The following is a 24314-nucleotide window of genomic DNA, read 5'->3' on the forward strand; positions in this document are numbered from 1 at the left end:
GAATTACTATTATGCGTCGGACTTTTTCGCTTATCGGCTGGGTAGCATCTTTAGGGCTATCTTCCACTGCACTCGCTAGTGTTCAGCCCCCTGTTTGCCAAACTCTTTCTCAAGAGCTAAACATCATTTATTCAAGCCCGCAGTCTGACAGCTACTCTCTCAGACTGGCAAGTGAGGTGAACCTCAACGATGAAAATCAACTGACAGTAAAGCCACCATTTACTAATGATAATTTTTCGTGGACTAACTGGACTCTAGACTCGGCGAAGTTATCATCGCCGAAATCTTTGAACTTCAGGCCAGGTGACACTTCAAAAAGTGAAGACTTACAACTACACATCAGTGGCTTTGAGTGGTGGCGAGGTCTTACTTATCAATACCAGACTAGTGATAACAAAACACTCCAAGGTAACTTCCATAATGCGGGGCCATTCGGCTGGTTTTATAGCTCATTTTGGAATGTATTCTATTTCCAAGAACAACCTTATGTGATGGCAACTTCAGGTCTTTATAAACCAATTACAGTTTATTCCATCAAGAATGGTAACGGACAAGAAGTGTGCAACGTAGAGCCACCTATATCTGTTGATGTCAGGAAAGAAAACCTCGATTTAGCTTATCGCCATGCTCTGCAATATTTTATGACGGATATCGAAGGCAACTTTGGGAGCATGGGAAGTCGTTACTATTCCTATACTCATGATTTGATGTTAGATGTCATATACCGCCCATCTGTTCATGTAGAGAAAGCTGATAGCGATGAAGAAATCGATAGCTTGGCATATCTGGCTCAAAGTGACGCTTGGTCAGCTAGAGAGCTGGGGGCTGCGAAAAACATAGTATCAATCAATCGCTCGTACTTGAAAGGTTACTTTACTGATACTTCTAACCAGTTCGATGCTAATAACCTTGCTTCGCTAGTATTGAATCAAGTTTATTCTGATTATGACCGAAAACAACTCGATGAAAATGGACAGACTCAACTGAAAGAGCTAACAAACGCCCTTTCAGGCAATGATACCGAGTCCATTTTGAAAAGCTGCCAAGAAAACATTCACAGTGAGTCATTCGATTACTACCATGACAATAAAAGAAACATGGTCGACTGCCTCTCGCTAGCATTGGATAAGCCAACGGTGCTTGGTGATTTGGCAACGCAATGTGCTGAGTCTAACCCAAAATGTGCGCTATCAGAGGTCAATCAATTCGGCAAAAACCTCTTAATGTATGCTGCACATATGAACAATCCTAAAGCCGTAACCGCACTCATTGGAAGCACGGCAATGATCAATGCTTCAACCATAAACACGGCTCGCTTTGACTTCCCACTAGCAGAAAACCTGACGACTTATGGCAGAACACCGCTGATGTATGCAGCAGAGAATGCGAGCCAAAGAACAATACAGTTACTACTAGATGCAGGTGCCGACCCTAAATTAAAAGATAGTAAGGGCAATGACTATTTTAACTACATGGATAAGAACTGGCGATTCAACTCAAGTAAAGCACGCGCCTATTTATCCAAACCAGGGCCAAGCTTCAACTGTGAACTGGCTGCAAGTACCAGAGAGAAAGCCATTTGCTCCGATACCATGCTTTCTGATTACGACAGAGAACTTAGCTATCTGTATCGTGAAGCCTACGACCAGTCTCCCAACGTAAAGGCGCTAAAGACTGACCAGAGAAAATGGTTAAAGGACATCGACCAATCATGCTCTTCTGAAGCCAGTTTAGTTGAATGTTTATCACATGAGTATCGAGAACGCATTCGAGCTTTTGAGTTCATTGTATTTAGCTCACAACTTTAAATCGTATAGTCATTTGGTACGGACGATTCGGCACTAAACCACCATATAATTGTTCACCGAATGACTGATATCAAAATATATGGTATGCAGTTAGGTACACTAACTTCACATTAAAATTGAGGAATTGTAATTGAGTAGCGAAGTCATATTGTCTGAAATTGAATCACAAGATTCTTTGGTAGGCGTAAACACTATCCTGACTGACTGTATGGCAAAGCAATCCATTCAGGGCGTTATTAAAGGTGATAACCTTCATCGAGTTCTTGATGTAGTCATAGATTTTGCTACTGAAGATAGTAATCCTCTCAGCCCACTGAGATTGAAAGCAGCAGCTTCTCTTGGGCGATTGGCTGCTGTCGCTCGAAGTAGGCAAAATGAAGTTTATCAATACCTTCCCCAGCTATTTAATGATGAACCTTGTGATTTTGATATGCTCACGGACGGTGACGAAAAACATTATGCCGCTCAATCTATAAGGCACATTCAAGACTCTTGGGTCGTAGACTACTGTTTGAGGCAAGCTGTTCTAGCTGATACAGCTGAAAATGCTCGTAGAACACTGATTCAGAATGCTTTGATTGGCTGCGGCAACCTAAGTGACTTACTTCTACTCGGCAAAGATTCATTTACCTACCTTTCTATTATTGACTCTGCTGATACTCGCATGAAGCGTGCTCGTCGGATTACAAGAGCTTGGAATGAAATAATAAAAGATTGGAACGGCGACGTTGGTAACAACGTTGGCAAATCTCTTGCTAGTTGGTTGCATTCGATTCTTATGCACTCCTCCCCTTCCGTCGAGTCAACAGTAATGATTGATATTGTTGACGACGCTTTGGCGATACTGATCCGTACCATCGAGCTAAGATTTTCAAACGCCCTACTTGCAGATACCTATCAGGTCTTAGAAATATCCAGAAATGTTCTGAGTAGCAATCTTTGGGGAGAAATTAATCGGGACTCGGAGTTCCTTCCGAGAATCAAGACTAACTTGAAAGAAGCTGCTCTTGTTCTCGCTCGCCAGAATCGAACTGACAGCAACATAATGAAACAGCTCTCTAAAGCGTACTACTCAAAAGCTCAAGTCATTCCAGCACTCAAGCGTCACTTTGATTCCAGTCAAGAGTTAGACCCACAAGTCAAAGAATGGTGGTTGAATGGAGGAAAGCAAGTTATCTCGGCTAAAGAACCAGTGCACACCCTTGGTAATTCTGAAGATCAACAAATTGGCTCGCTACTTATTCAAGTAGAAACAAGTCAAAATACTATGGAGAAACTCGAACGAGCTGTCGTTCCTTTCTTAGAAATTTCAGATCCTCCTCTCGCATCGACCGTAAAGAAAGCATCAAGTGGTTTTGGTGATATGTCTAGAATTGCCCGTCAACTAGCACGAATGCGAAAATTAACGCACACCGAAAATCTAGGACAAGTCATTGAGTACAACCCAATGCAACATGAAATGCTTGGTGGACATAAATACGGTGTTCGAAAAGTCCGAGTAGTCCGAGATGGCATCCAAAAAGAATTTGGTGGAAAAATAAAGACACTGGTAAAACCTTGGGTAGAGGCTGTAGAAGATTAAGATGACGAATAACCTAGAATCACAAATATTACTCCAGAATCTACTGGAGAGGTTTAAGCCAGCACAGGATGGTGGATACGTATTACCTGGCGAGCTGACTGAACGTGAATTTCGAGCTTTAACACATGCACTCGATCACTTAAAGCAAGAAGTTGACCAGTCACAAGGAGAAGATGAAAAAACGACTTTCATTGATATTCCTGTTGCTAAACAAGAGAAAACAGCCGAACCCGAACCTTCTTTAGTCGAGCCTGAATTAGAGTTAGAAAGCGATGTCAGAGCCGACATACCCTCTATTGAAGAAGTCAAACCTTCGGTAACTTATACCCCATTAAATATCAGTACCATGTCTCTCCCTACGCCTAAAAGTAATGTTCGAGTCTGCTTAGACTTTGGTACAGCAATGTCTAAAGCCACCTTGATTTCTGAAGAAACTGATGATGACGCAATTGAGGATATAGAAGTTATATCTCTTGGAATACCTGGTGACCAAGAAGAAATCAGTGAAAATATGCTTGTTTCATCCGTCTTTATTGATGATCTAGGTAAGATTTGGTTCGGTCAAGCCGCAGTACAGATGTCACATATTCAACCTCCTGATACTCACAGACAGCGACTCGATAATATAAAACGCTACTTATCTGAGGAAGGTTTATCCTCGGAAGTAGGTAAGCAATTCAACCCTACTAGCTCACAAATCACTTATGAAGATATGGTATTAGCTTACTTAAGCTACTTTACATGGGCAATGAACCAAGCTACGTCATTACAGGGGATCGATAAAAACATACTCCGCCGCTTTGCTATGCCTTGCTTCGACAAAATGAAACATGTCCAAGTCGTGAATAAACTCAAACAGCTATTAGGAGAAGCGCAGATCCTCGCTGATACATTTGATTTACAGTTTTCTTCAGGGATCGAGTTGAATGATTTCCTTAATGCTATAACGCAAATCAGAAAGAAAAATTTAAAGTTCAATTTTATTCGAGAGGATGTAACTGAACCACTTGGAGTCGCTGGCTCCCTTATCTCGTGGCAAGAGAATGTTAACTCATTAGTAATGGTTATTGATATTGGCGCAGGTACTAGTGATTTCAGCCTGTATCGCATGAAATATGATGAGAAGTTGAAGAAAAGTGCAGCTTTAGAGATTAAAGATTCCAACAGAGGTATCACGGAAGCAGGCAACCACCTAGATAAACTACTTCAAGGCGTGATCCTCAATAAAGCAGATATACGCCAAGGTAACCCTCTCTACCTTAATACATTTGGCGCGTTAAACTTACACTTGAGAGATTACAAAGAAGCACTATTTAGAGACGGTTTCATCTCCGCCACCTTATTCAACGGAGACGTTGTTGAAATCACGCTTGATGAGTTTATGGCTTTGCCTCAAGTAGAATCATTTTCAAAATCACTCAAAGAGTGTATGCAAGAAATCTTAAACAACATATCGCCTAGTTTTGTTCACGCTGCTCCTAACAACGCACTCGCAGTTGCCTTAACGGGCGGTGGTGCTCAGTTGCCAATGGTCAAAGTTCTCGCAAATGGAACCATCTCGGCGCACGGAAAAACACTGAACCTAGTACAGACACAAGAATTCCCTCAATGGTTAGCGGCTGAATACCCAGAACTTGAGCAAGACTACTCACGGATAGCTGTATCTTTAGGCGGTGCTAGGAAAAATATTCTCCAAGCTTCAGGCCCCGCGACGATTACGTGTGATCCTGTCGGTGAGTACCGACTTGCGACATATTAACAATTTGGGATTTTCTACATTTCTGGAGAAAAAATAATGACAGCACAAGTATCCGAAACACTTATTTATGAAGGTGAGGAAGTTCAGCTTCACAGCGAACCCCATTTCCCTTTAGATCACCCAGAGATAATAAAGGCTGAATCAAGCGAAGGTATCTTTAATTCAACCGCTTGCTGGCGCGGTTATGTGGGTACATGGGAGCTGAAAGATAGAAAGCTACTGCTCAAAAACATCGAAGGAAAATACACGCTAAAGACGACACCAATAGAAGCGAGTTGGTTTACTGGTCAGCTTGTGATTCCCGAGTCAGGGAAAGGTGCATATTTCCATGGTGGTTGGGGTCATGACTACGCACAAAACAAAATCATAACTGTTGTGAAAGGTAATATAACAAGCATTGAGTACCAAGATAAAGCAGCCCCAGACTTTATCGATGGATGGGTTAAAACTCGATTAAACCGAATTTTGGGAGCTATTACTGAAGCATCTGACAGCTGCCATGTTCAACTCGATGAAAACAAGGAAGACAGTAAGATCTTTGTTTTTATCTTCGAGCAGAAAACTGTATTAGAAACAATGACGGGCAAACTTTTTGTGACTGCACAGGAATGTAAATTAGCTTTACCTATCTCTACATGCCTTGCAAAGCCTAACCTAATTAAAGGTAACAAAGCTCACATGCTCACTGTTTCAATTCCCTTGCGTTGGGCTGTAGAACTTGAACAAATGTTTATTAGTAATAATTGGGCAAGTAAAGAAAACTCACTAGAAAACATCAATGGATTTTGGCATTTTTCTGAGAAAGAAGTGACAAACAACCCTAATAGTGGCGGTAGTCTTTGGGATGAAGATATCCCGTTCTGAGGAATTAACAGAGACTATTTTAGATCCTGTCTTAACTATATAAATCGAATTAGACAGTGAGTATTTTAAATTCACATTACAACGTCAAATGGCTTATACAATGTTTAGAAATTCAAATAATAGTTCAAACCTAGAAACACAAGGGTTAGCGCTTCTTCAGCAAATGACAGGCTCTTCGGCTGCCCAGTTTCACGCAGATCAATGGGAAGCAATTAATGAACTAGTCGCAAATCAAAACCAATTACTTGTCGTACAAAGGACTGGTTGGGGTAAGAGTGCAGTTTACTTTATTGCAACAAAGCTACGTCGTATGCAAGGGCATGGGCCGAGTATTATTATCTCCCCTCTTTTATCCTTAATCCGAAACCAAATCGACAGCGCCGCTAAACTTGGATTAAATGTTGTTTCTTACAACTCATCTATGGATCAACATGAGAAAGCACGTTCTGAACGTCAAATCCTCAGCCAGAATGTGGATGCAATAATCATCGCCCCAGAGCAATTAGGTGATACTAAATTCGGTCAAGAGATTCTGCCTCGGATTGTTGGTAACATTGGTTTATTCGTTGTCGATGAAGCCCACTGTATCTCAGACTGGGGGCATGACTTTAGGCCAGACTACGGTAGGATTGTTCGTGCTATTCAGTTTATGCCGCGTAACATGCCTGTACTTGCAACAACAGCAACAGCTAACAACCGAGTAGTCACTGACATTAGAAATCAACTGGGTGATCGATTAAAAGTGTTTCGAGGGTCTTTAATGCGAAGCTCTCTTAATTTGCAAACAATCCATGTACACAGTAAGTCTGAGCGTTTAGCGTGGCTTGTCGAAAATCTCCCTCAGCTTTTAGGCTCTGGAATTATCTATTGTAAAACGACGAAGGATGCAAATATCGTTGCCGAGTTTCTACAAACGCAAAATATTAATGCCCATGCCTACCATAGTGATATAGATGGTGATAACAAGCCTCGTTTAGAACAGGCATTGCAACAAAATCAAATTAAAGCCCTTGTCGCAACATCTGCATTAGGTATGGGGTTTGATAAACCAGATCTAGCGTTTGTTATTCACTTTCAAGCACCAGGCAATATAGTCGAATACTATCAGCAAGTCGGTCGTGCGGGACGTGGAATTGACAATGCCATTGGTATACTAATGGTAGGTGAGGATGATGCTCGAATTCAGCAATATTTCATCAAAAATGCTTTCCCAAAAGAAGAACAAATTGACTCATTCTTAGAACTGCTTACTAACCATGACGGGATTAAGCTAGCTGAATTAGAGAAGCATATGAACTGCTCTCGAGGCAAGCTCACTCATACGATCAAGTTTCTAACGTCGGAGTTTCCTTCTCCTATCATGAAAGATGGCCCGTTGTATTACCGAACTGCCTCTGACTATAGTTTGCCTCACGATAAAATAGAAAGATTAAATGATCTAAAAGAAGAGGAATGGCAGCGCCTACTTGCCTACTTTGATGGTTCGCTAAACCGTTGCTTAATGCAAATTTTAGGTTCTGAACTAGATGACCATGACATCCAGGCTTGTGGAAAGTGCGAATATTGCAAACCCACTACTAAGCTCACCGAATCTGTTCAGCAAGAGTCCATCAATAAAGCATCTGATTTTCTTCGCAACCGTTATATAGAGCTTAAGCCAAGGAAATTGTTTGGAGCATCAAACGATGTCGTGCGAAGCGCTTTCCCTATCTATAACCTTCCTCGTCAGAACCCCAATCTAATGTGCGATACTGGCTGGACTCTTTCGACTTGGAGAGATGGCGGTTGGGGTGATATGGTCGCGCAAGGAAAATTCAATGATGTATTCAGTGATGACTTGATTGCACCAATGGTAAAAATGTTAAATAGCTTACCTTGTGAACAACGACCAACATGGATAACTTATGTTCCATCACTTAGGCATCCAACATTGGTGAAAGATTTTGCACACAAATTAGCGTTCGCCATAAGCATTCCTTGTAGAGATGTTATTTCTGTCGCTGAGTTGCGTCCAGAACAGAAGAAAATGGAAAATAGTTATCATCAAAGCAAAAACTTAGATGGTGCATTTAACTTGGATACGACCCAAATATACAACAATCCTGTCTGGCTTTTAGATGATGCTGCCGACTCAGGTTGGACTTTTACTGTAATCGGGGCATTATTGAGAAGAGCTGGTGTACAACGAGTTGTCCCTATCGCATTAACTAGTACAAAGAATAACCAATAGAATGAATCATATTATGCAAAATGAACTATCAGAAAATACCAAAGCAATGCTAATGCTCACGCATTACTTCAACCGTTCCGATAGAACTGCATGTAAGCCGTTGACCGATAATGGATTCGGTTATCTAGCTCACTGGATGGCAGCAAACCAATTTCAGCCTCAGGATTTACTCGACAATGATCGACTAGAGTCCTTCTTTGTCGAGTTTGGCGATGAAGCTACACATTTCGCCTCTAAAAATGCACTTTCGGGCTTTATGAGAAGTCTAGATAAGACTGTTTCAGAGATGACAAATGACCGATTCCAATCATTATTGTCACGCGGTATGGCCCTATCACAAGCGCTAGAAAAATGGCAAAGTGCAGGTATTTGGATTCTAAGTCGAGCAGATAAAACCTACCCAGTTCAGATAAAGCAAGGGTTAAGAGAGAAGGCTCCTGCAATCTTATTTGGCACAGGGAATATCGACTTATTGAATTTTAAATGTGTCGGCTTTGTTGGCTCTCGTGATTGTGGTGCAACGGACGAATCAGCCACGATTACCTATGTTGATAATATTAATCAACATGGTTTGCAAGTTGTTTCGGGAGCAGCAAAGGGCGTCGACAGTATTGCTATGCATCGTTCGATGAGTAACGGTAGTAATTCCATTGGGATTCTTGGTGATAGTTTGTTTAAAGCTTGTGGTGATAGCCAATGGCGAAGCTACTTAAAGAGCGGTCAATTACTTCTACTCTCTCCGTTTGACCCTGAAGCAAGTTTTGGCCGTGGTCAAAATGCAATGCAACGCAATAAATATATCTACTTCTTATCTGAAGCCGTTGTCGCAGTTTGTTCTGGTTTAGAAGGCGGGACGTTTAATGGAGTAAAAGAGAATTTGGTAGCTAATTGGTGTCCTCAATACATCTCACGCCATGACTCCCCTAACTTAGCTGGCAACGAAGAAATACTGAATGGTTTCCCTAGCAGCAAAACCAAAGTAAAAGTACTTATGCAAGCAAAGTCAATTACGCCAATGGATTCTTTGTCTTCTGCTTTGGGCGCCGTTGGAGAGACAGAATCAAATTCAACAGAAACTGACACTGCTATAGATATTAAATCAGATGCGGATTCGCCTACTCCGAAGACAGCAAGCCTATCAGAAGAGAACCTCGCGTTAAGTGCTTCTGAGGGTCTACAAGAAAACTCTCATAACGATGATGCTGACAGCATGGCTAACATTCATCCTGCATTCTGTGGCTCAGAAACACTCGCATTTTTCTATTTTGATTTGCTTGATTTATTCAGGGCAAAACAAACGAATGATGCTAGTCATGCCTCGTTATCGGAAGCAGATATCCTTAAAGGTTTACATGTGTTGGTAGAAATAATTGGAAAGGCTGCCGTTACTAAATTGGTGTCACACTTTCAAAGTCATGAACTACTCATCCGTCAAGGGCGAGCTAAAACCTATCAAATCGTTGATATTGAAAAATAAGATTTATAATGCTCTTGAGCAGCCTATCTGCTGCTCTTTTTCACTACACATGCTTAACACCATATTTTAGTAGCACCCTAGAAATAAAATAACTAGATATCAAAAAACTCTTATTATTGATACTATTCACATCAATATCCCCCCTAGTTTCAAAGTACCTCATGTCCGAATCTATACCACGCAATTACCCGTCAGAGCTTAAATCTGTACAGAACTCTATCACTGCCTACATGAACCTCGTCGATTGTAGTGACAAGTCACCGAATCAAATTGAGAATGCCTCTTTCCATGCACTAGATAGTTGTTTTGAAGAGGTCTTTTTTGTCGAGCTAGCGGGAACAAAAAGTTTTTTTAAAAATGCTAGTCGTGCTCTAGGTGCTTTAACCTCCCTTGGAGGGTCGTATGTACTTGCTCTTCAGAAACAGCACTATTCTGATCTCTATGAAGCGCTATACACTCCCGCACTTTATGAATTAGAACAACTGCAAGAACAAACCAATGAGATTCTAAATAGTATTGGTACTTTGATAGATCGCTATAGCTTCACAATGAAGAAAGTCGAAAAAGTACTAAAAACCAACTCAACAGGTCAATTCAAAGCAACACAGCAAACCTTCTCTCCACTGACACAAGTTCAAAAATTTAATACCAAATACCATTCTATTTTAACAAATGGCTTTGGTGGATTAGTTGGCGGAAGTACTGCTGTTGGCGCTTGGGGTATAGTATCAATTATTGGTAGCGCATCGACTGGAACTGCTATTTCGTCCTTGTCAGGAATCGCCGCTACCAACGCTACTCTAGCATGGTTTGGAGGAGGCTCACTTGCAGCAGGCGGTGCAGGCATGGCAGGTGGATTCTGGGTACTTGGTGGGATAGTAGCTGCACCTTTAGTCTACTTTTCAACAAAGAGTTCTTATAAAAAAGCTGACGATGTCAAAACCGAAAAACAAAAACTTTTAAAAGAACTGGATAGATTCAATATTCTAAAGCCAGAAGCCAGCCAACACTTAAGTGAAATCCGACTTAAGCATACGGATGTACATAATGTAGTTAATAAATTTGTTCCTAAGCTTGAACAAGCACTATCTGAGTTCAAGTCTAATAGCTCTTTTTTCTACAAAATCTTCGGCGGTCAAATGAATTCCGCCCAAAAAGCAGCCATCAAAACCATAGAGGCGTTGAGTTTAGAAAGTATGACAAAGCTTGGTTTTCGTAGTTAGGATTAAATAATGAGTCCAATAAATACTTCTAAATAGTATCGGGGCACTGGCATCTTTCATCATCGTATCAGCAGCGATTTTTACTCTAAAAAGTGATAAGCTATTAATTAGTTACCACTTTTAAACAGCCACACTCAGGCGAAGTAAAACAACGATGAATATTGATCAGATCACTAGTGGGCTATTAGCCAAATTTGAAAAAAGTAGACTTGTCTTTTGGCAGGATACTGACAACGAGTTTAACGATCTCATTGAATCGCTATCTCTTGATACGTCTTACGAAAGGACTCAAGTTATCTACCTTGATACTTTGTCCCACTTGGAAGTAAAGCATCGTATTGAGCTAATGGAACCTGAAACGGCTTTCCTTCTATACAGCAACACGGCTCCTAATGACCCAACCCGTGATTGGCTATACGACATCAGGCTTTACGCACAGGAGTTTTATGCAGATAACAGCTCCATGATTCTGAATGAAATCGGTATGAACATGGAATTTCGTCCTACTATTGCTAAATATAAAGCATTCTTTGGTGACAAGAAGCGAGTAGCACGATTAAAGAAAATTCTTCCGCCTTCTGCTACAGAGAGAGAGTTAGAACTTACCCTGATAGCGGCTACCCTAAAAATTGAAACACCTACGTTTGTAACTATCCTGCAAGCCCTGCTTACTCAACTATCCGTCGATTTTGATTCCGAAGAACTTTTAGCAGAACTTGAGAAGTTCAATTTAATCGATGCATTCTGGAAGTTTGCTTACGAAGAACTTGGATATATTGTTGAAGCAACAGGTGACTCTTGTCACCTAAAACCAACAATTCAAGAACTAGCAGTAAAGCTTCTCTTTACTGAATGCTATCAGTCTCTTATCAACAGCGGTTGTTCAAACAGTGACGAGGTCATTGGACGGTTTACTACACATCTACTACCAATGCCTACTCAAGAGCAGCTTGAAGCAGGATATACCGCTGAACGCGTGGGTTTGAATTCAGGCCGTCGTGCTCAAGTTGTAAGTTTTGTCGTACAATTACGTGAAGGTCGCAGTTGTCAAGATGGCTATAATCGCCTTTCTCGTCGTATAGAAACTGATTATGAAATCTCAGATAAATTGCGTCTGATAGAATCACCTGAAAAACTAAGACTCGTTGAAACATTTGAGTTTGCAGACAAACAGTTATCAATTTTACTCGCAAAACATATCGCTTCATTAAGCTCAGAAGAACTGAACAGTCTTGTATCACACCGTCTCACGACTCACTGGTGTCATGTTAGAGCTGAGTTTGTGGATACAAAATACGCAAACGTTTATAAGGCAATCAAAGCAGCGAAACAGTTCTACTCTCTTAAGTCTAAATATATTGATGGCTTTGATTTTGATTCAGCTAAAGAGCTTTACAGGGCTTACGAGCAAGAGCTTTTCCTTTTCGATACGGCTTATCGAAACTTCTGTGAGAACGCAAACCATGTTGCTCATCAAGGCTCAGACATTCTAAAGAAACTGAAGCTAGTCGAAGACATTGAAGACTTGTACGTAAATTGGTACTTGCATGATTTAGCCATTGCGTGGGGCAAGCATGTCGACGATGAAAACTTATTAGACACATGGAAAATCAATGGCGTCTTGAACCAATATGACTTCTACAACAATGAAGTAGAACGCATCTTCCAATCGAGTCAGATAAAGCGCGTATTTGTAGTTATAAGTGACGCCCTTCGTTATGAAGTCGCACATGATATACATGAGCAAATAAATAAGGAAAAACGCTTTAAGTCTGTTATCAAATCACAGCTTGGTGTCGTGCCTAGCTATACTCAACTTGGAATGGCGTCTTTACTACCTCACAAAGAGCTGACTGCTCACATTGGAAAAGATGTTAAATACAAAGCTGATGGCCTAAGTGTTCATGGCTTGGACAACCGACACGCTGTACTTGAAAAATACCAAGGTATGGCAGTAAAAGCTTCTGATGTTCTCAATTGGACAAACGAAGAAGGTCGTAAAGCGGTAGCTGATGCTCGTGTCGTGTACATTTACCATGATCAAATAGATGCTATTGGTGATAAAGCGGCAACAGAGAACCAGACCTTTGATGCCTGTGCCGATGGTATCGAGCAAGTCAGATTACTTGTCGAGCGCATCATCAACAAATTAAACGGTAACAGAATCTTGGTCACGGCTGATCACGGTTTCTTATTTAAATCGAGTGATGTCGTTGAGTCCGATAAAACCGCGCTATCCGTAAAACCAAGTGGGACGGTAGAGGCTAAAAAGCGTTACCTTATCGGTCAACAGCTTCCAAAAGACAGCTTCTACTGGAAAGGCGATATGGCCGTAACGGCTAAGTTGTCTGCCAATGGTGACCAAGCCGAGTTTATTGTTCCTCGAGGCTCAAACCGCTTTAACTTTGTGGGTGGTGCTAAGTTCATTCATGGTGGGATCATGCCTCAAGAGATTTGTGTTCCAGTCCTTCGTATTGAACACTTGAAAACAACCAAGCAAAAGACGACCGCAAAACAAAAAGTAGGTGTAGTGCCACTGAGTAATGGGCTTCGTATTGTTACACTTAGTGAGAAAATTGAATTCTTACAAACCAATGCCGTTGGCGATCAATTTAAAGAGCGTAACCTCAACATTTGGATAGAAGCCCCTGAAGGCACAGTTGTTTCAAACAAAGCACAGATACTATTTGACTCTTCAGCCTCAAATTCTGATGAACGCAAGCGCAATGCGATACTGACGCTAAACGGCAGCAACTTCGATCGAACTACCCCCTATAAACTGATCATGTGGGATAGTGAGCAGGGTGATCGCTACGCAACTCATTCGGTAACAATCGACTTAGCAATCCAAGACGATTTTGATGATCTTTTTTAACGGAACCTATTCATGATTGACGATAACAACGATAGTAAAGCAACGGAAGTTCATCACTACCATCATTTTGACAATGAAGAAAATGACACATCTCCACAACCTGATGAAAGCCCCCTTTCTCAGGAAGAGGTCATCGCACAAGAAATCAAAGATGTTCGAGATGTCGACTTAGACGATCTCATGACCACTGAGTTCAAAGGACGCGTTGTTCGCAAAGACTTAACGAAACAGCTTAAAGAAGGGGCAAATGTCCCTGTTTATGTCCTTGAATATCTACTTGGTATGTACTGCTCGGCAACCGATGACGACCTTATCGAAGCAGGAATGGGACGTGTTAAGAAAATCTTAACGGATAACTACGTTCGACCTGATGAAGCTGAGAAGGTTAAATCTCTCATACGTGAACGCGGTACACATAAAGTCATTGATAAGATATCGGTTAAGCTCAACCAAAAGAAAGACGTCTATGAGGCAAGCTTATCAAATCTCGGTATCAAAGATGCTGTGATCCCTGCCAGCATGGTGAAAGAGAACGAGAAACTACTTACTGGTGGTATCTGGTGTATCGTGACTCTAAGCTATTTCTTTGAAGAGGGACAAAAGACGTCACCATTCTCTGTACTTGGTCTTAAAGCAATCCAAATGCCATCGATGAATATGGACGAAGTCTTTAATGCTCGTCGAAACTTCTCGATGGATCAGTGGTTAGATTTGCTATTGCGCTCGATCGGCATGGAGCCTACAAATCTTGAGCAACGGGCTAAATGGCATATCTTGGCTCGCATGATCCCGTTCGTAGAAAATAACTATAACGTCTGCGAGCTTGGCCCTCGTGGTACAGGTAAATCACACGTATACAAAGAATGTTCTCCGAACTCTTTGCTCGTCTCTGGTGGTCAAACAACTGTTGCTAACCTTTTCTACAATATGTCTTCACGCCAAGTAGGGCTTGTAGGCATGTGGGATATTGTGGCGTTCGATGAAGTTGCTGGTATTCGTTTTAAAGACAAAGACGGCGTGCAAATAATGAAGGACTACATGGCTTCAGGTTCTTTTAGCCGAGGTCGTGACTCCATTGAAGCTAAAGCTTCTATGGTTTTCGTCGGTAACATAGACCAAAGCGTAGAAACTCTCGTAAAAACAAGCCACCTACTCGCTCCGTTCCCTCAAGAGATGATCGATGCTGCTTTCTTTGACCGTTTCCACGCCTATATCCCAGGGTGGGAAATACCTAAGATGCGCCCTGAGTTCTTCACAAACCGTTTTGGGTTGATTACAGACTATCTAGCCGAGTACATGCGTGAAATGCGTAAACAAACCTTCTCTGACGCTATAGATAAGTTCTTTAAGTTGGGCAACAACCTCAACCAACGTGATGTGATTGGTGTTCGTCGCACAACTTCGGGGTTACTGAAACTGCTCGTTCCACACGGTGAATATACCAAGGAAGATGTTCGCACTTGCTTAACATACGCATTAGAAGTTCGTCGCCGTGTCAAAGAGCAGTTGAAAAAAATCGGCGGTATGGAATTCTTCGATGTGAACTTCTCTTATATCGATAATGACAGTCTTGAAGAGTTTTTCGTTAACGTACCAGAACAAGGCGGTTCTCAGCTCATTGCACCAGGTATTCCAAACCCAGGGGTGATTCACTTTGTTAGTCCTGGTCATAGCGGCAAACTCGGTGTGTTCCGCGTAGAAACACAAAAGACAGCAGGAAATGGCAAGCTTACGACTTCAGGCCTAAGCTCCGATACTGAAGCAAAAGAACAAGTGAAGATCGGGTTTGAGTATTTTAAAGGCAACTTGTCACGCATTGCTGCAAACAGCCAATTCTCAGACCATGAGTTCCACCTGCACTTCGTTGACTTACAGATGTCGGGTAATTCTCACAGTTCAAGCCTTGCCTCGCTAATCGCTAGCTGTTCAGCTTTGCTGAATAAGCCTATGCAAGAATCAATGGTTGTACTAGGGTCAATGACACTTGGCGGTGTACTAAACACAGTGCAAGATTTAGCTGGTTCTATGCAAGTTGCTCTTGAAGCGGGCGCAACAAAGATATTGATTCCAATGGCATCTGCTTCAGACATCCCTACCGTGCCAGCAGAGACTTTTACCAAGTTCCAAGTGAGCTTCTATAGTGATCCTATTGATGCGGTATATAAGGCTCTTGGGGTGAATTAGACCAGTTAACATCATGTGCAGTTCCCTTTGTAATTATATATACACTAGTGAACTGCACATGGACTTGAGCTGCTCTGCTTGCAGAGCCTAAGGGCTTGCACTGCAAGCAATATCAAAGTGAAATACGTTAAACTCGCCTTTTCATACTGAACAAATCTCATGTGCAGTTCCCTATGATTTTATATATACCTAAGGAAACTGCACATGGACTTGAGCTGCTCTGCTTGCAGAGCCTGAGGGCTTGCAAAACAAGCAAATATCAAGAGAGACAAAATACTGTTGCATTTCGCCTGCCAAGGAAACACATCAAAAGCATGATTCTGGTCAAATCATCTCATGCACTTTTCCTCAATATTATATATATCAGGAGAAAGTGCATAGAATCATTGGCACTGTTCTGCTTGCAGAACCTTAGCTCTAATTACCCCCTAATGAACTGCCACAAACTTGAGCCGCTCAGCTTATATAGCATTAGAGCTGCCATAGCTTTCTTGACCTAAGTCGACATTAAATTAGCCGAGGCAAGCCACGCCACTTTTATCTCGTTAAACGCTCGCTAAATCTTGCAAAAGCATGATGTTACGAACTTTAGGCATTCCCTTAATCGGTGTCGTATCATCGATAATACAAACTGAAAGGTCTGTTTTTTCGCAGAAATGGCTAGCCAGACACTTCACTTCGATTGACATGGTCGTATGAGTCAGCCTATCTTCAATCTCAATAATGCATCGTTCTGTATCAAGTGAATTACATTTATGAGTAACGCAATAAATCAGAACTGTGGCAACAGCAGATTCTAAGTCTGTGGCTGGAACCACGCATTCAGCAACATCATGGATATTGATGTACTGAAATTGTTGTTCATTACTGAGCACAATTTTTAAATTATTTTGAAGCCGCTTATCTTCCATGAAGTCCTCTCGAATTTCCCTCCAAAATTTTTGGTATAGAAAATAAGGAATAGCTAACCCATTACTTACATCTTGCTGTTGAAGCCAAGCCGAGAACGTATAGTCTTCAATCCCCAATAATTTTTTGAATTCTAGAAACCCGCCAAGAATATTTTTAGATTGAGTTGGTGACATAGCTTCTTCAGTAAAGAAATCTTCCTCATCGAACCACGGACACTTCATTAGTAGATCTATTGCGCGGTCGTAAAAACCAATTTCAGCTTCCGTAATACCTAGCTTCAAGAAATAAGAGAGATCGAGAGTGTCACGATAACTAGCACCGTTTTGAAGTGCGTAAATCAGTTGAGTCCGATTTGTTTTGTTTAGTCTAGTCATTATAATTTGTCCTTACTAAGCTCAGTTGGAGTTTCCATTCAATGTTTTCGGCTGGATTTAACGATATGAACCCCTTCATATCTAGCCATTTTAAAAATTGTGTCGTTGAGTTGAAGTAGTCTCTACTGCTTTTTGGCGAGCGACCTTCACTACCAAGTAATTCGAGATAATGCGAGATATCAGCAGGGGTCACTTTTGCGATGTAGTATGTCTCTGTGTACTCAATAAAGTGATTAATTCGCTCTTCTTGTTCTTGACAATCTTTCGATGCCCTTACGCTATCAATGAAGAGCTTCAGATAGCCTCTATAGGGAAAAGGATTATGCAAATCTTCACTGGTTATACCCTCAGGAAGATCTGAACCAATGCAATCATCAAAATCGACAGCATGCCCAAATTCAATTGGCTCTACGCTGCTTAGTTTATGAGTAGATAAAGATGTGATTATGTAGATAGCTTGCTCTCTAACTGCCTGCATATGCTTATCAAGTACGGATTTAAAATCACAGTAAGGAATTGGCTGCGAAGTCTGGGAGGCAATTACCGCTTCTTTAATACAAGCTGATATCCCAACATTACGTTGAATAGCAACCTGGCGGTCTTTTGTCATTAGCGGAACTTTGATATCGAATGGATACCCCTGTTGCGCAAGATTTTGGGGGAAACAAACACGAGAAAAATAGAATTCGTTTTTTGATTTTAATAGGTACATTTTTCGACGTCCTCGGAAAAGAAAACAGATCGGCAAATTGCTACTCAACACTAGTGCGAGCAGTGATACGAAGTGAGTTAATGTGATGTTTGGACGACAAAAAACCTTGCACGATGTACAAAGTGGGTTGATGTGATGCTGATGAAGAAAAAATAATGACATAACAAACACTCCTATCCAAAACAAAAAAACACACTACTGGCGTGGTAAACCAGATTCCCAACGATTATCAAGTTGGGTATTACTAAATTGTATTTTGTTTTTATTTTGAATATTTTGTGCTTGTCTACGCTAGAGTGCCGACGCAACCTAGCTAGATGAGCTGAATCGAATTGGGCAAGGCAAAAGAATTTTGCTTTGATTCCGCTGATTCAACTTCAGTATTAACAACTAATAAGCACAAGTCAAGCGAGATTTGTATCTTTTTTATTCATTATACTGGATAAAAAATCTAGTCAACTAAAAAGTGAGCAAACATAAAGCACAGAGGAGCTTATCTCTAGAGTAAATGATTGGTAATTCTGTGCCAGTAGATAGCAAAACGTAGTCAGATACAAAATTCAGGTGTGCGATTTCCGACTTAAGACACGTTCGTCCAATACGATGTAAACCAAAAGCTCGACAAAGCCTAGCACTGTTACTTTCGTCAAGCTAAGCGTCATCATCAAAACATGAATTTGGAACTCAGAATCAGTTCTTCTTACGGTTACTCTTGGCTAAAAAGTCTTGATGTTCCCGAAAGTTCGCTTCATTTGCAATATCTCTCTCCCACTCAATCCATTTCTCCTGAATTTCGTCCGCTTGTGTCTTCTTTTTTTGATCACTCGAACCAAATACTTCTTCGGCAGCAGCAAAAGTTCCATCATCTTGTTCGCTGTCGAGCAACTTTTGCATTACCTTATCGAAAGCATCAAAATCTTCATAGGCTAAGTGTTGTTCGTACAATTCATCTCCTAATTCGTTCCACAGGCTTAGCTCAGATTTTGTTAAACTATTCTCGTTTTCATCCGAATTTAATACGACCGTAAAAGCAGACTCGTCTCTCTGGACGTTGTGAAAGCACCACAAAATCTTTCCTGATTTGAAATGCACTTCAATAGCGTAAATTAAAACACCTGGCAATATATTTGGTAGATTGAAGTCTGCCATAGTCTGTTTCTTGTCTATGTGCATGACGATCTTAGTCGTCGACTGCATTAAAATACTCTTTACATCTTCTCTCGCTTTGTGATCATCAACATTAAATGCGGCTCGATCAATCAAACGAATAAAACGGTCAATTGCTTCTTGGCTGATAATAAATTCCTTACCGTCCAGTTTCTTGACTTCAAGCTCTTTTTGCTCTTCTTGTAGCGCAAGCAAATTCTTATTAGCTGTGTTCTGGATAATTTCATTGTCAGTTGTGATCAATAGATTAACCGCTTTTTCTAGCTGAATATCAATCTCTTTAAGTCTACTGTCAATCACCTCTACTTCTCGACTATCCGTGCTTTTATTTAATAGATTGAAGTCAATATGCTTGGAAACAGCTATTAGAAACGATGCCTCCATGTTACCAATTCTTATACTGCCAATATCGCACTTTTTGTTGTTTGTTGTACCAGAGTCGTTGCACGCAAGCCTGTACTCAGTTTTTGTGTACTCTCCTGTTCTTGTATATTGTCGCTGCCGTCTTGTTCCCATACTTCCGTTGCATTTCGAACATCTGCATTTAGCAATACCATCTTTAGCCAGCCCATAGCTACTAAGTAAATAGATAGAGTTCTGCTCTACAACCTCGATAATACTACCATTTTCATCAGTCACTTTTTTCGCGGTTCTATAACCCGTTCTACCATGCGTCTTTAACCTCTTGATTTCTTGAATTAAATCATACTCTTCTTTACTAATTAAAGCGGGAAAGTAATTGTCTAGCACAGCATGAAACGGGGCAATAACACCATCTTCTGAACCACCTAAATCTACAGTTTTTTGGCCAAAAAGAGCTTCATTCTCTAGGATTTTGGTAATGGTATTTACTCGCCAATGTGATGATTTTCCGTATGTTTCTATTTTATTATCGGTAAGAAAGCCCGCTATATGATTCATAGACTTACCGTCAATGAACATATTGCATATGGCTTTTACTGTTTTTGCTTTGTCATCAATAAGAACAAAACCATTCCTTGTTCGCTTAACCCAGGTTGGATTTGCCCCGCCCACACTAATGCTTTTATTTCCATCCTTCCACTTCATAACCGCCCCACTGATTTTTTCAAGTGAGCGCTTTTGCTTTTCTAAAGATTCATTGTGAGCACGCATCATAATGCCCGCCATCATAAAGATTTGCCCAGGGTTCTTATATACAGACTCTTTGTTATATACCTGCATATCACTAGAGGTAATAATAGTGATATCGCTCTCTATTAAAGCTGAAATATCAGTTTGAGCACGCATTGCGTGCTGTCTACTCAGACGGTCAAAACTTTCTACTATGAGCACTGAGCCTTTTGCTACATTTCCATTTTTGACAGCTTCCAGAAAAACACCGTACATTCCGTTTTTTTTATGATCTGCATGAAATGCTGATTTGCCATGATCAGAAAAAACTAGATCTTCATTGATTGTGAGGTTGTATTCTTTTGCTATTTTTTCCGCGTACATTGCTTGACGCCTAATCGAGTCGCCGTCTTTTTGCTTCATTCGTGAGAATCTACTATACGAGTAAACTTGAGCATTTTGAGAGAAAGAGACCATTATAACGCCTTGAAATAACCAATAATTATTCAACATATCTCACGCTACTATCTAGCACAATAGCAGGAATAGCTTTTTGTCTACGTTGAGATCTTGCGCAAGTGATATTCTCCACTGGATAGATGGTGCTTTTGGTTACTTTCCTAGCTACACTTTAGGCGCGATGTATGCGGCGCAGTTTATGGCGACAATGCGTAAAACTGTGGATGTTGAATCAGCGATCGCTTCCAAAGAACTCTCCCCAATTTTCTCTTGGTTATCGGATAATATTTGGAGCAAGGGAAGTTTGTTGACTACTGATGAGTTGGTTAAAGCTGCGACTGGTGAGGCACTGAATGCTGATCATTTCCAAGCGCACTTGAAAAATCGTTATCTGTAATGATGTAAGCAGAATGAGGCTGAACAGGTGTCTGATTCAGCCTTTCAATTCGTTTCAATGCGCGTCAAAAATATGCTCTCTTTACTTATAAAGCAAAATGTCGTTGGCGATGATCAACCAGACATGCTTCTTCTGTGATTACAAACACGCTCATTTCGAACACTGAATAAAACTAAACTCACTTTTCAATGCAATCCAATTACCATAGAACGCCAAGGCGATTACAATAATAAAACTTAGTCAACTCAGGAAAAATGAATACCTGTAAGACTATCTCGCATCTTATTTCACATTACGTGAATCATATAGTACTAAGAAAAATGGTAAGAATATAAATGAATGAAGTATTAGCTAGCACATTATTGTGGGGCGGAATCATAACAATTACAGCTGGGTTACAAGGCATCTTTCTAGACAAGTATTTGCAACTTAGTTATAAAATGTCGGTGACTGAAAGCTTAGGGCGCCTATTTTCACGTACGTGGGGCTTCAATACAGCAATTCTCGGAGCTTTAATGATCACTGCATCTCAGAATACAGCACTGACGACCGTTATCACGTTAGCCGCTATCTTATCTAAAACTTTATTAATAGGTACAATTTTATTCACTGGAAACGGCAGGTTGAGAGCGCCAATGAAATCAATTATTGCCGTCGATAGTATTATGACTCTTCTGCTTATTTATGGCCTTGATATTAACTAAAACATAAAACCAATTATAAAGACACTCCGTAATTATAGAAAACAAAACCAACAATATTTCGATAACGTTAATGGCCTCTCTAACAAGATCTTTAAGGCTGCCTGCGCTATTCATGACCGTATTTCTACCATTAAAATACGGTCATGATATGAAGCAGCACTCGCTTTTGCTAAAGTAGTGAATGATATTGCGCCTTCACTAGTCAGTTTGTGGCAACGAATGTAGATTATTATCTTCTTTAGCAAATGCCTGTTTTTCACGTTTGTTGGTCTGAAATATAAACGCTAACCCAACAACCGGAACCAACACCGCGGCAAAGGGAATCATACTTGCGCCCAGTTGGCTATCAATCACCACACCACCAAGTATTCCACCAAATGCATTGGCTAAATTAAACGCGGAAATATTGGCTGTTGCGGCTAACTCTTGACCATTTCCACCATGATTCATTACTCGAAGCTGCATCGCAGGGACGTTGGCAAACGAGGCGACACCAAACACAAATGCCGCGGCAACAAACAATATCTTGCTATCAACGGACAACCCAACAAGTACGAGGGACAAGACCATAGCCATCGCCCAAAACATGGATGACTTCTGAAGATTGATATCCGATGAACGACCGCCCAATGTATTGCCGACAATTAACCCAACACCCACAATAACTAAAATCCACGTGACCGCACCTTCGTCAAAGCCAGTGATGTGCATAGCTATTGGAGCAAGATACCCATACAACGTCATAAACCCTGACCACGCAAACACCGTTATCGCCAAACTCATTAGTAGCATTGGATTTTTGAATGCTAACAACTGGTCTCGTATATTCTTCGCTTCGCCATGCCCGGTTGACTGAACCACAGCGAGTATAAATAACATCGCAACCAAGCCAAGACTCGCAACAACAAGAAACGTCACATGCCAACCAAACTGTAGCCCAATCCACGTCCCTCCTGGTACGCCAAGGACATTAGCAAGCGTCAAACCTGCAAACATTTGCCCAACCGATCGACCAGCCATTTTTTCAGACACTAGGTTGGTAGCAACGACAGCGCCAATACCGTAAAAAGGCCCTTGGACCAAGCCAGTAACAACTCGGCTCCACATCAATACCTCATAGTTTGGCGCAAACGCTGACAAAACATTCCCTAATATAAACAACACCATCAAGCTCGCCAGGACCATTTTTTTGTTAAACCGAGCGAGATAGATAGTCAATATCGGTCCACCGAAGACAATCGCTAGCGCATAGGCGCTAATCAAATACCCAGCTTGTCCTTCAGTAATCGATAGTGACGTTGCGATCTGAGGTAAAATACCCGCGATAACAAACTCTGCGGTACCAATCGCAAACGCGGCCAGTGTTAATATCCAAACCTGAAGCGGCATTTTATCTTTGTTCATTGTCATCTCACTTAATCTCTCATCGCCAGCTATCATTAACTTTACTGGCGCTCTCTATATCGAATACAGCCAGTATATTCGTTCACTTTATTTTGATAATTGGTTAATATGTGAATTCATTATTCAGCTGAGCCGAATTAAGAGAGAAGCATGGACAAATTCTCAGACATGACATTGTTCGTCAGTATTGTTAAACATCAAGGCCTTGCTGCTGCTGGACGCGAACTTGGGCTGTCTCCAGCAACGGTGACTGCCCGCTTACAATCTCTAGAGCAGCGTTATAGCGTGAAACTGCTCAACCGCAGCACCCGTCACTTATCACTGACCGACTCAGGTGCGTTGTACTATCAAGCATGTCTGGATATTATTGAAAACGTCAATGAGACTGAGAACTTACTTCAAAATGGCTTAAAAGAGGTGAAAGGCACGCTTAAAGTCTCCGCCCCGAAAGACATCGGCAAACAGGCGATCCTTCCTATTCTCGATGAATTTTGTCAACGTTACCCCGATGTTATTCCTCACTTGTACCTCAACGACAGCCTGTCCAATGTAACCGAGTCAGGTGTCGATATTGTCATTCGATATGGAGAGCTTGCTGACAGTTCACTAATATCAAGGCGTCTCGCATCAAGTACGCGTTTACTCTGTGCCTCACCTTCTTATTTACAGCGAATGGGGACACCGAAAACACCGCGTGATCTGTTAAATCACGACTGTTTGGCAATGTTGAGAAGCCATGAAGAACTAAAAACTTGGCATTTTCACAACGAAGAAGACCGCCACTCAATTACCTTACTACCATGCCGTTTTTCTGATGATGGAGAAGTCGTCCGTCATTGGGCGCTCGCCGGCGCAGGTATTGCACTAAAATCTCAATTAGATATTCAAGCTGATCTGGATGATCATCGATTAGTCACCGTACTCGACGATTACATGGCTAACTTCACGACGTCGACGTCGGCATTTAGCTCCGACCTGAATGTGGTTTACGCGAGTCGTCAATATCAACCCAAACGAATCAGACTGTTTCTAGAGTTCTTGTTTGATAAGTTTTAATCTCGCGATACCCCGTCAAAACTACTCTCCAAGAC

Annotated in this window: 15 protein-coding genes and 1 pseudogene; 12 read left to right on the forward strand and 4 right to left on the reverse strand. The window is 41.2% G+C overall.

What is annotated here, in order from left to right:
• Window positions 1–11: 11 nt before the first annotated feature.
• The 9 genes from ACE1OE_RS17190 (at window position 12) to brxL (ending at window position 16002) form a co-directional block, all read left to right on the forward strand.
• The gene (locus ACE1OE_RS17190; protein ID WP_449211777.1) at window positions 12–1808 is read left to right on the forward strand and encodes an ankyrin repeat domain-containing protein; all 1797 of its coding nucleotides are present in this window, start codon (window positions 12–14) and stop codon (window positions 1806–1808) included.
• Window positions 1809–1938: 130 nt separating this feature from the next.
• Window positions 1939–3390: a hypothetical protein gene (locus tag ACE1OE_RS17195; protein WP_449211778.1), complete on the forward strand. Its 1452-nt coding sequence runs from the start codon at window positions 1939–1941 to the stop codon at window positions 3388–3390.
• Between the two features lies 1 nt (window position 3391).
• Window positions 3392–5149, forward strand: coding sequence for a hypothetical protein (locus ACE1OE_RS17200; RefSeq protein WP_449211779.1), 1758 nt, complete (start codon window positions 3392–3394; stop codon window positions 5147–5149).
• A 36-nt stretch (window positions 5150–5185) separates the two neighbouring features.
• Window positions 5186–6013: a hypothetical protein gene (locus tag ACE1OE_RS17205; protein ID WP_449211780.1), complete on the forward strand. Its 828-nt coding sequence runs from the start codon at window positions 5186–5188 to the stop codon at window positions 6011–6013.
• 100 nt (window positions 6014–6113) lie between these two features.
• Window positions 6114–8243, forward strand: coding sequence for a RecQ family ATP-dependent DNA helicase (locus tag ACE1OE_RS17210; protein ID WP_449211781.1), 2130 nt, complete (start codon window positions 6114–6116; stop codon window positions 8241–8243).
• Window positions 8244–8256: 13 nt separating this feature from the next.
• A complete protein-coding gene (locus ACE1OE_RS17215) occupies window positions 8257–9720 on the forward strand; it encodes a DNA-processing protein DprA (protein WP_449211782.1) in 1464 nt (487 codons plus the stop codon).
• Between the two features lie 161 nt (window positions 9721–9881).
• Window positions 9882–10943: a hypothetical protein gene (locus ACE1OE_RS17220; protein WP_449211783.1), complete on the forward strand. Its 1062-nt coding sequence runs from the start codon at window positions 9882–9884 to the stop codon at window positions 10941–10943.
• A 154-nt stretch (window positions 10944–11097) separates the two neighbouring features.
• Complete coding sequence (gene pglZ / locus ACE1OE_RS17225) at window positions 11098–13818, forward strand: BREX-1 system phosphatase PglZ type A (RefSeq protein ID WP_449211784.1); 2721 nt, start codon at window positions 11098–11100, stop codon at window positions 13816–13818.
• Window positions 13819–13962: 144 nt separating this feature from the next.
• Window positions 13963–16002: a protease Lon-related BREX system protein BrxL gene (gene brxL / locus ACE1OE_RS17230; protein ID WP_198594227.1), complete on the forward strand. Its 2040-nt coding sequence runs from the start codon at window positions 13963–13965 to the stop codon at window positions 16000–16002.
• Window positions 16003–16547: 545 nt separating this feature from the next.
• Here the strand turns inward: brxL and ACE1OE_RS17235 are convergent.
• The 3 genes from ACE1OE_RS17235 to ACE1OE_RS17245 all read right to left on the reverse strand — a co-directional run bounded on the left by ACE1OE_RS17235 (window position 16548) and on the right by ACE1OE_RS17245 (window position 20772).
• Window positions 16548–17288: a hypothetical protein gene (locus tag ACE1OE_RS17235; protein WP_449211785.1), complete on the reverse strand. Its 741-nt coding sequence runs from the start codon at window positions 17286–17288 to the stop codon at window positions 16548–16550.
• Entirely contained in the window at window positions 17281–18000 is a 720-nt protein-coding gene (locus ACE1OE_RS17240; protein ID WP_449211786.1) for a hypothetical protein, read from the reverse strand. Before ACE1OE_RS17240 ends, ACE1OE_RS17235 begins: the two co-directional genes overlap by 8 nt.
• Before the next feature lie 690 nt (window positions 18001–18690).
• Window positions 18691–20772, reverse strand: coding sequence for a recombinase family protein (locus ACE1OE_RS17245; protein ID WP_449211787.1), 2082 nt, complete (start codon window positions 20770–20772; stop codon window positions 18691–18693).
• Window positions 20773–20830: 58 nt separating this feature from the next.
• Between ACE1OE_RS17245 and ACE1OE_RS17250 the strand changes: the two are divergent.
• Together ACE1OE_RS17250 and ACE1OE_RS17255 are read left to right on the forward strand one after the other, a co-directional pair.
• A pseudogene (locus tag ACE1OE_RS17250) lies at window positions 20831–21115 on the forward strand (carboxypeptidase M32); the annotation flags it as partial.
• 335 nt (window positions 21116–21450) lie between these two features.
• The gene (locus ACE1OE_RS17255) at window positions 21451–21819 is read left to right on the forward strand and encodes a hypothetical protein (protein ID WP_449211788.1); all 369 of its coding nucleotides are present in this window, start codon (window positions 21451–21453) and stop codon (window positions 21817–21819) included.
• 198 nt (window positions 21820–22017) lie between these two features.
• Here the strand turns inward: ACE1OE_RS17255 and ACE1OE_RS17260 are convergent, their stop codons facing one another.
• Entirely contained in the window at window positions 22018–23223 is a 1206-nt protein-coding gene (locus ACE1OE_RS17260) for an MFS transporter (protein ID WP_449211789.1), read from the reverse strand.
• A gap of 150 nt (window positions 23224–23373) precedes the next feature.
• Here ACE1OE_RS17260 and ACE1OE_RS17265 point away from each other — a divergent pair, with 150 nt between their 5' ends.
• Window positions 23374–24279, forward strand: coding sequence for a LysR family transcriptional regulator (locus tag ACE1OE_RS17265; RefSeq protein WP_449211790.1), 906 nt, complete (start codon window positions 23374–23376; stop codon window positions 24277–24279).
• Window positions 24280–24314 lie beyond the last annotated feature (35 nt).

Source organism: Vibrio sp. E150_011 (genome assembly GCF_053544015.1).

Bases quoted from the DNA above. Each gene is read 5' to 3' on its own strand.
- ACE1OE_RS17190 (WP_449211777.1), top strand. From the start codon at position 12: ATGCGTCGGACTTTTTCGCTTATCGGCTGGGTAGCATCTTTAGGGCTA.
- ACE1OE_RS17200 (WP_449211779.1), top strand. From the start codon at position 3,392: ATGACGAATAACCTAGAATCACAAATATTACTCCAGAATCTACTGGAG.
- ACE1OE_RS17205 (WP_449211780.1), top strand. From the start codon at position 5,186: ATGACAGCACAAGTATCCGAAACACTTATTTATGAAGGTGAGGAAGTT.
- ACE1OE_RS17210 (WP_449211781.1), top strand. From the start codon at position 6,114: ATGTTTAGAAATTCAAATAATAGTTCAAACCTAGAAACACAAGGGTTA.
- ACE1OE_RS17215 (WP_449211782.1), top strand. From the start codon at position 8,257: ATGCAAAATGAACTATCAGAAAATACCAAAGCAATGCTAATGCTCACG.
- ACE1OE_RS17220 (WP_449211783.1), top strand. From the start codon at position 9,882: ATGTCCGAATCTATACCACGCAATTACCCGTCAGAGCTTAAATCTGTA.
- pglZ (WP_449211784.1), top strand. From the start codon at position 11,098: ATGAATATTGATCAGATCACTAGTGGGCTATTAGCCAAATTTGAAAAA.
- ACE1OE_RS17235 (WP_449211785.1), bottom strand. From the start codon at position 17,288: ATGACTAGACTAAACAAAACAAATCGGACTCAACTGATTTACGCACTT.
- ACE1OE_RS17240 (WP_449211786.1), bottom strand. From the start codon at position 18,000: ATGTACCTATTAAAATCAAAAAACGAATTCTATTTTTCTCGTGTTTGT.
- ACE1OE_RS17245 (WP_449211787.1), bottom strand. From the start codon at position 20,772: ATGTTGAATAATTATTGGTTATTTCAAGGCGTTATAATGGTCTCTTTC.
- ACE1OE_RS17255 (WP_449211788.1), top strand. From the start codon at position 21,451: ATGAATGAAGTATTAGCTAGCACATTATTGTGGGGCGGAATCATAACA.
- ACE1OE_RS17260 (WP_449211789.1), bottom strand. From the start codon at position 23,223: ATGAACAAAGATAAAATGCCGCTTCAGGTTTGGATATTAACACTGGCC.
- ACE1OE_RS17265 (WP_449211790.1), top strand. From the start codon at position 23,374: ATGGACAAATTCTCAGACATGACATTGTTCGTCAGTATTGTTAAACAT.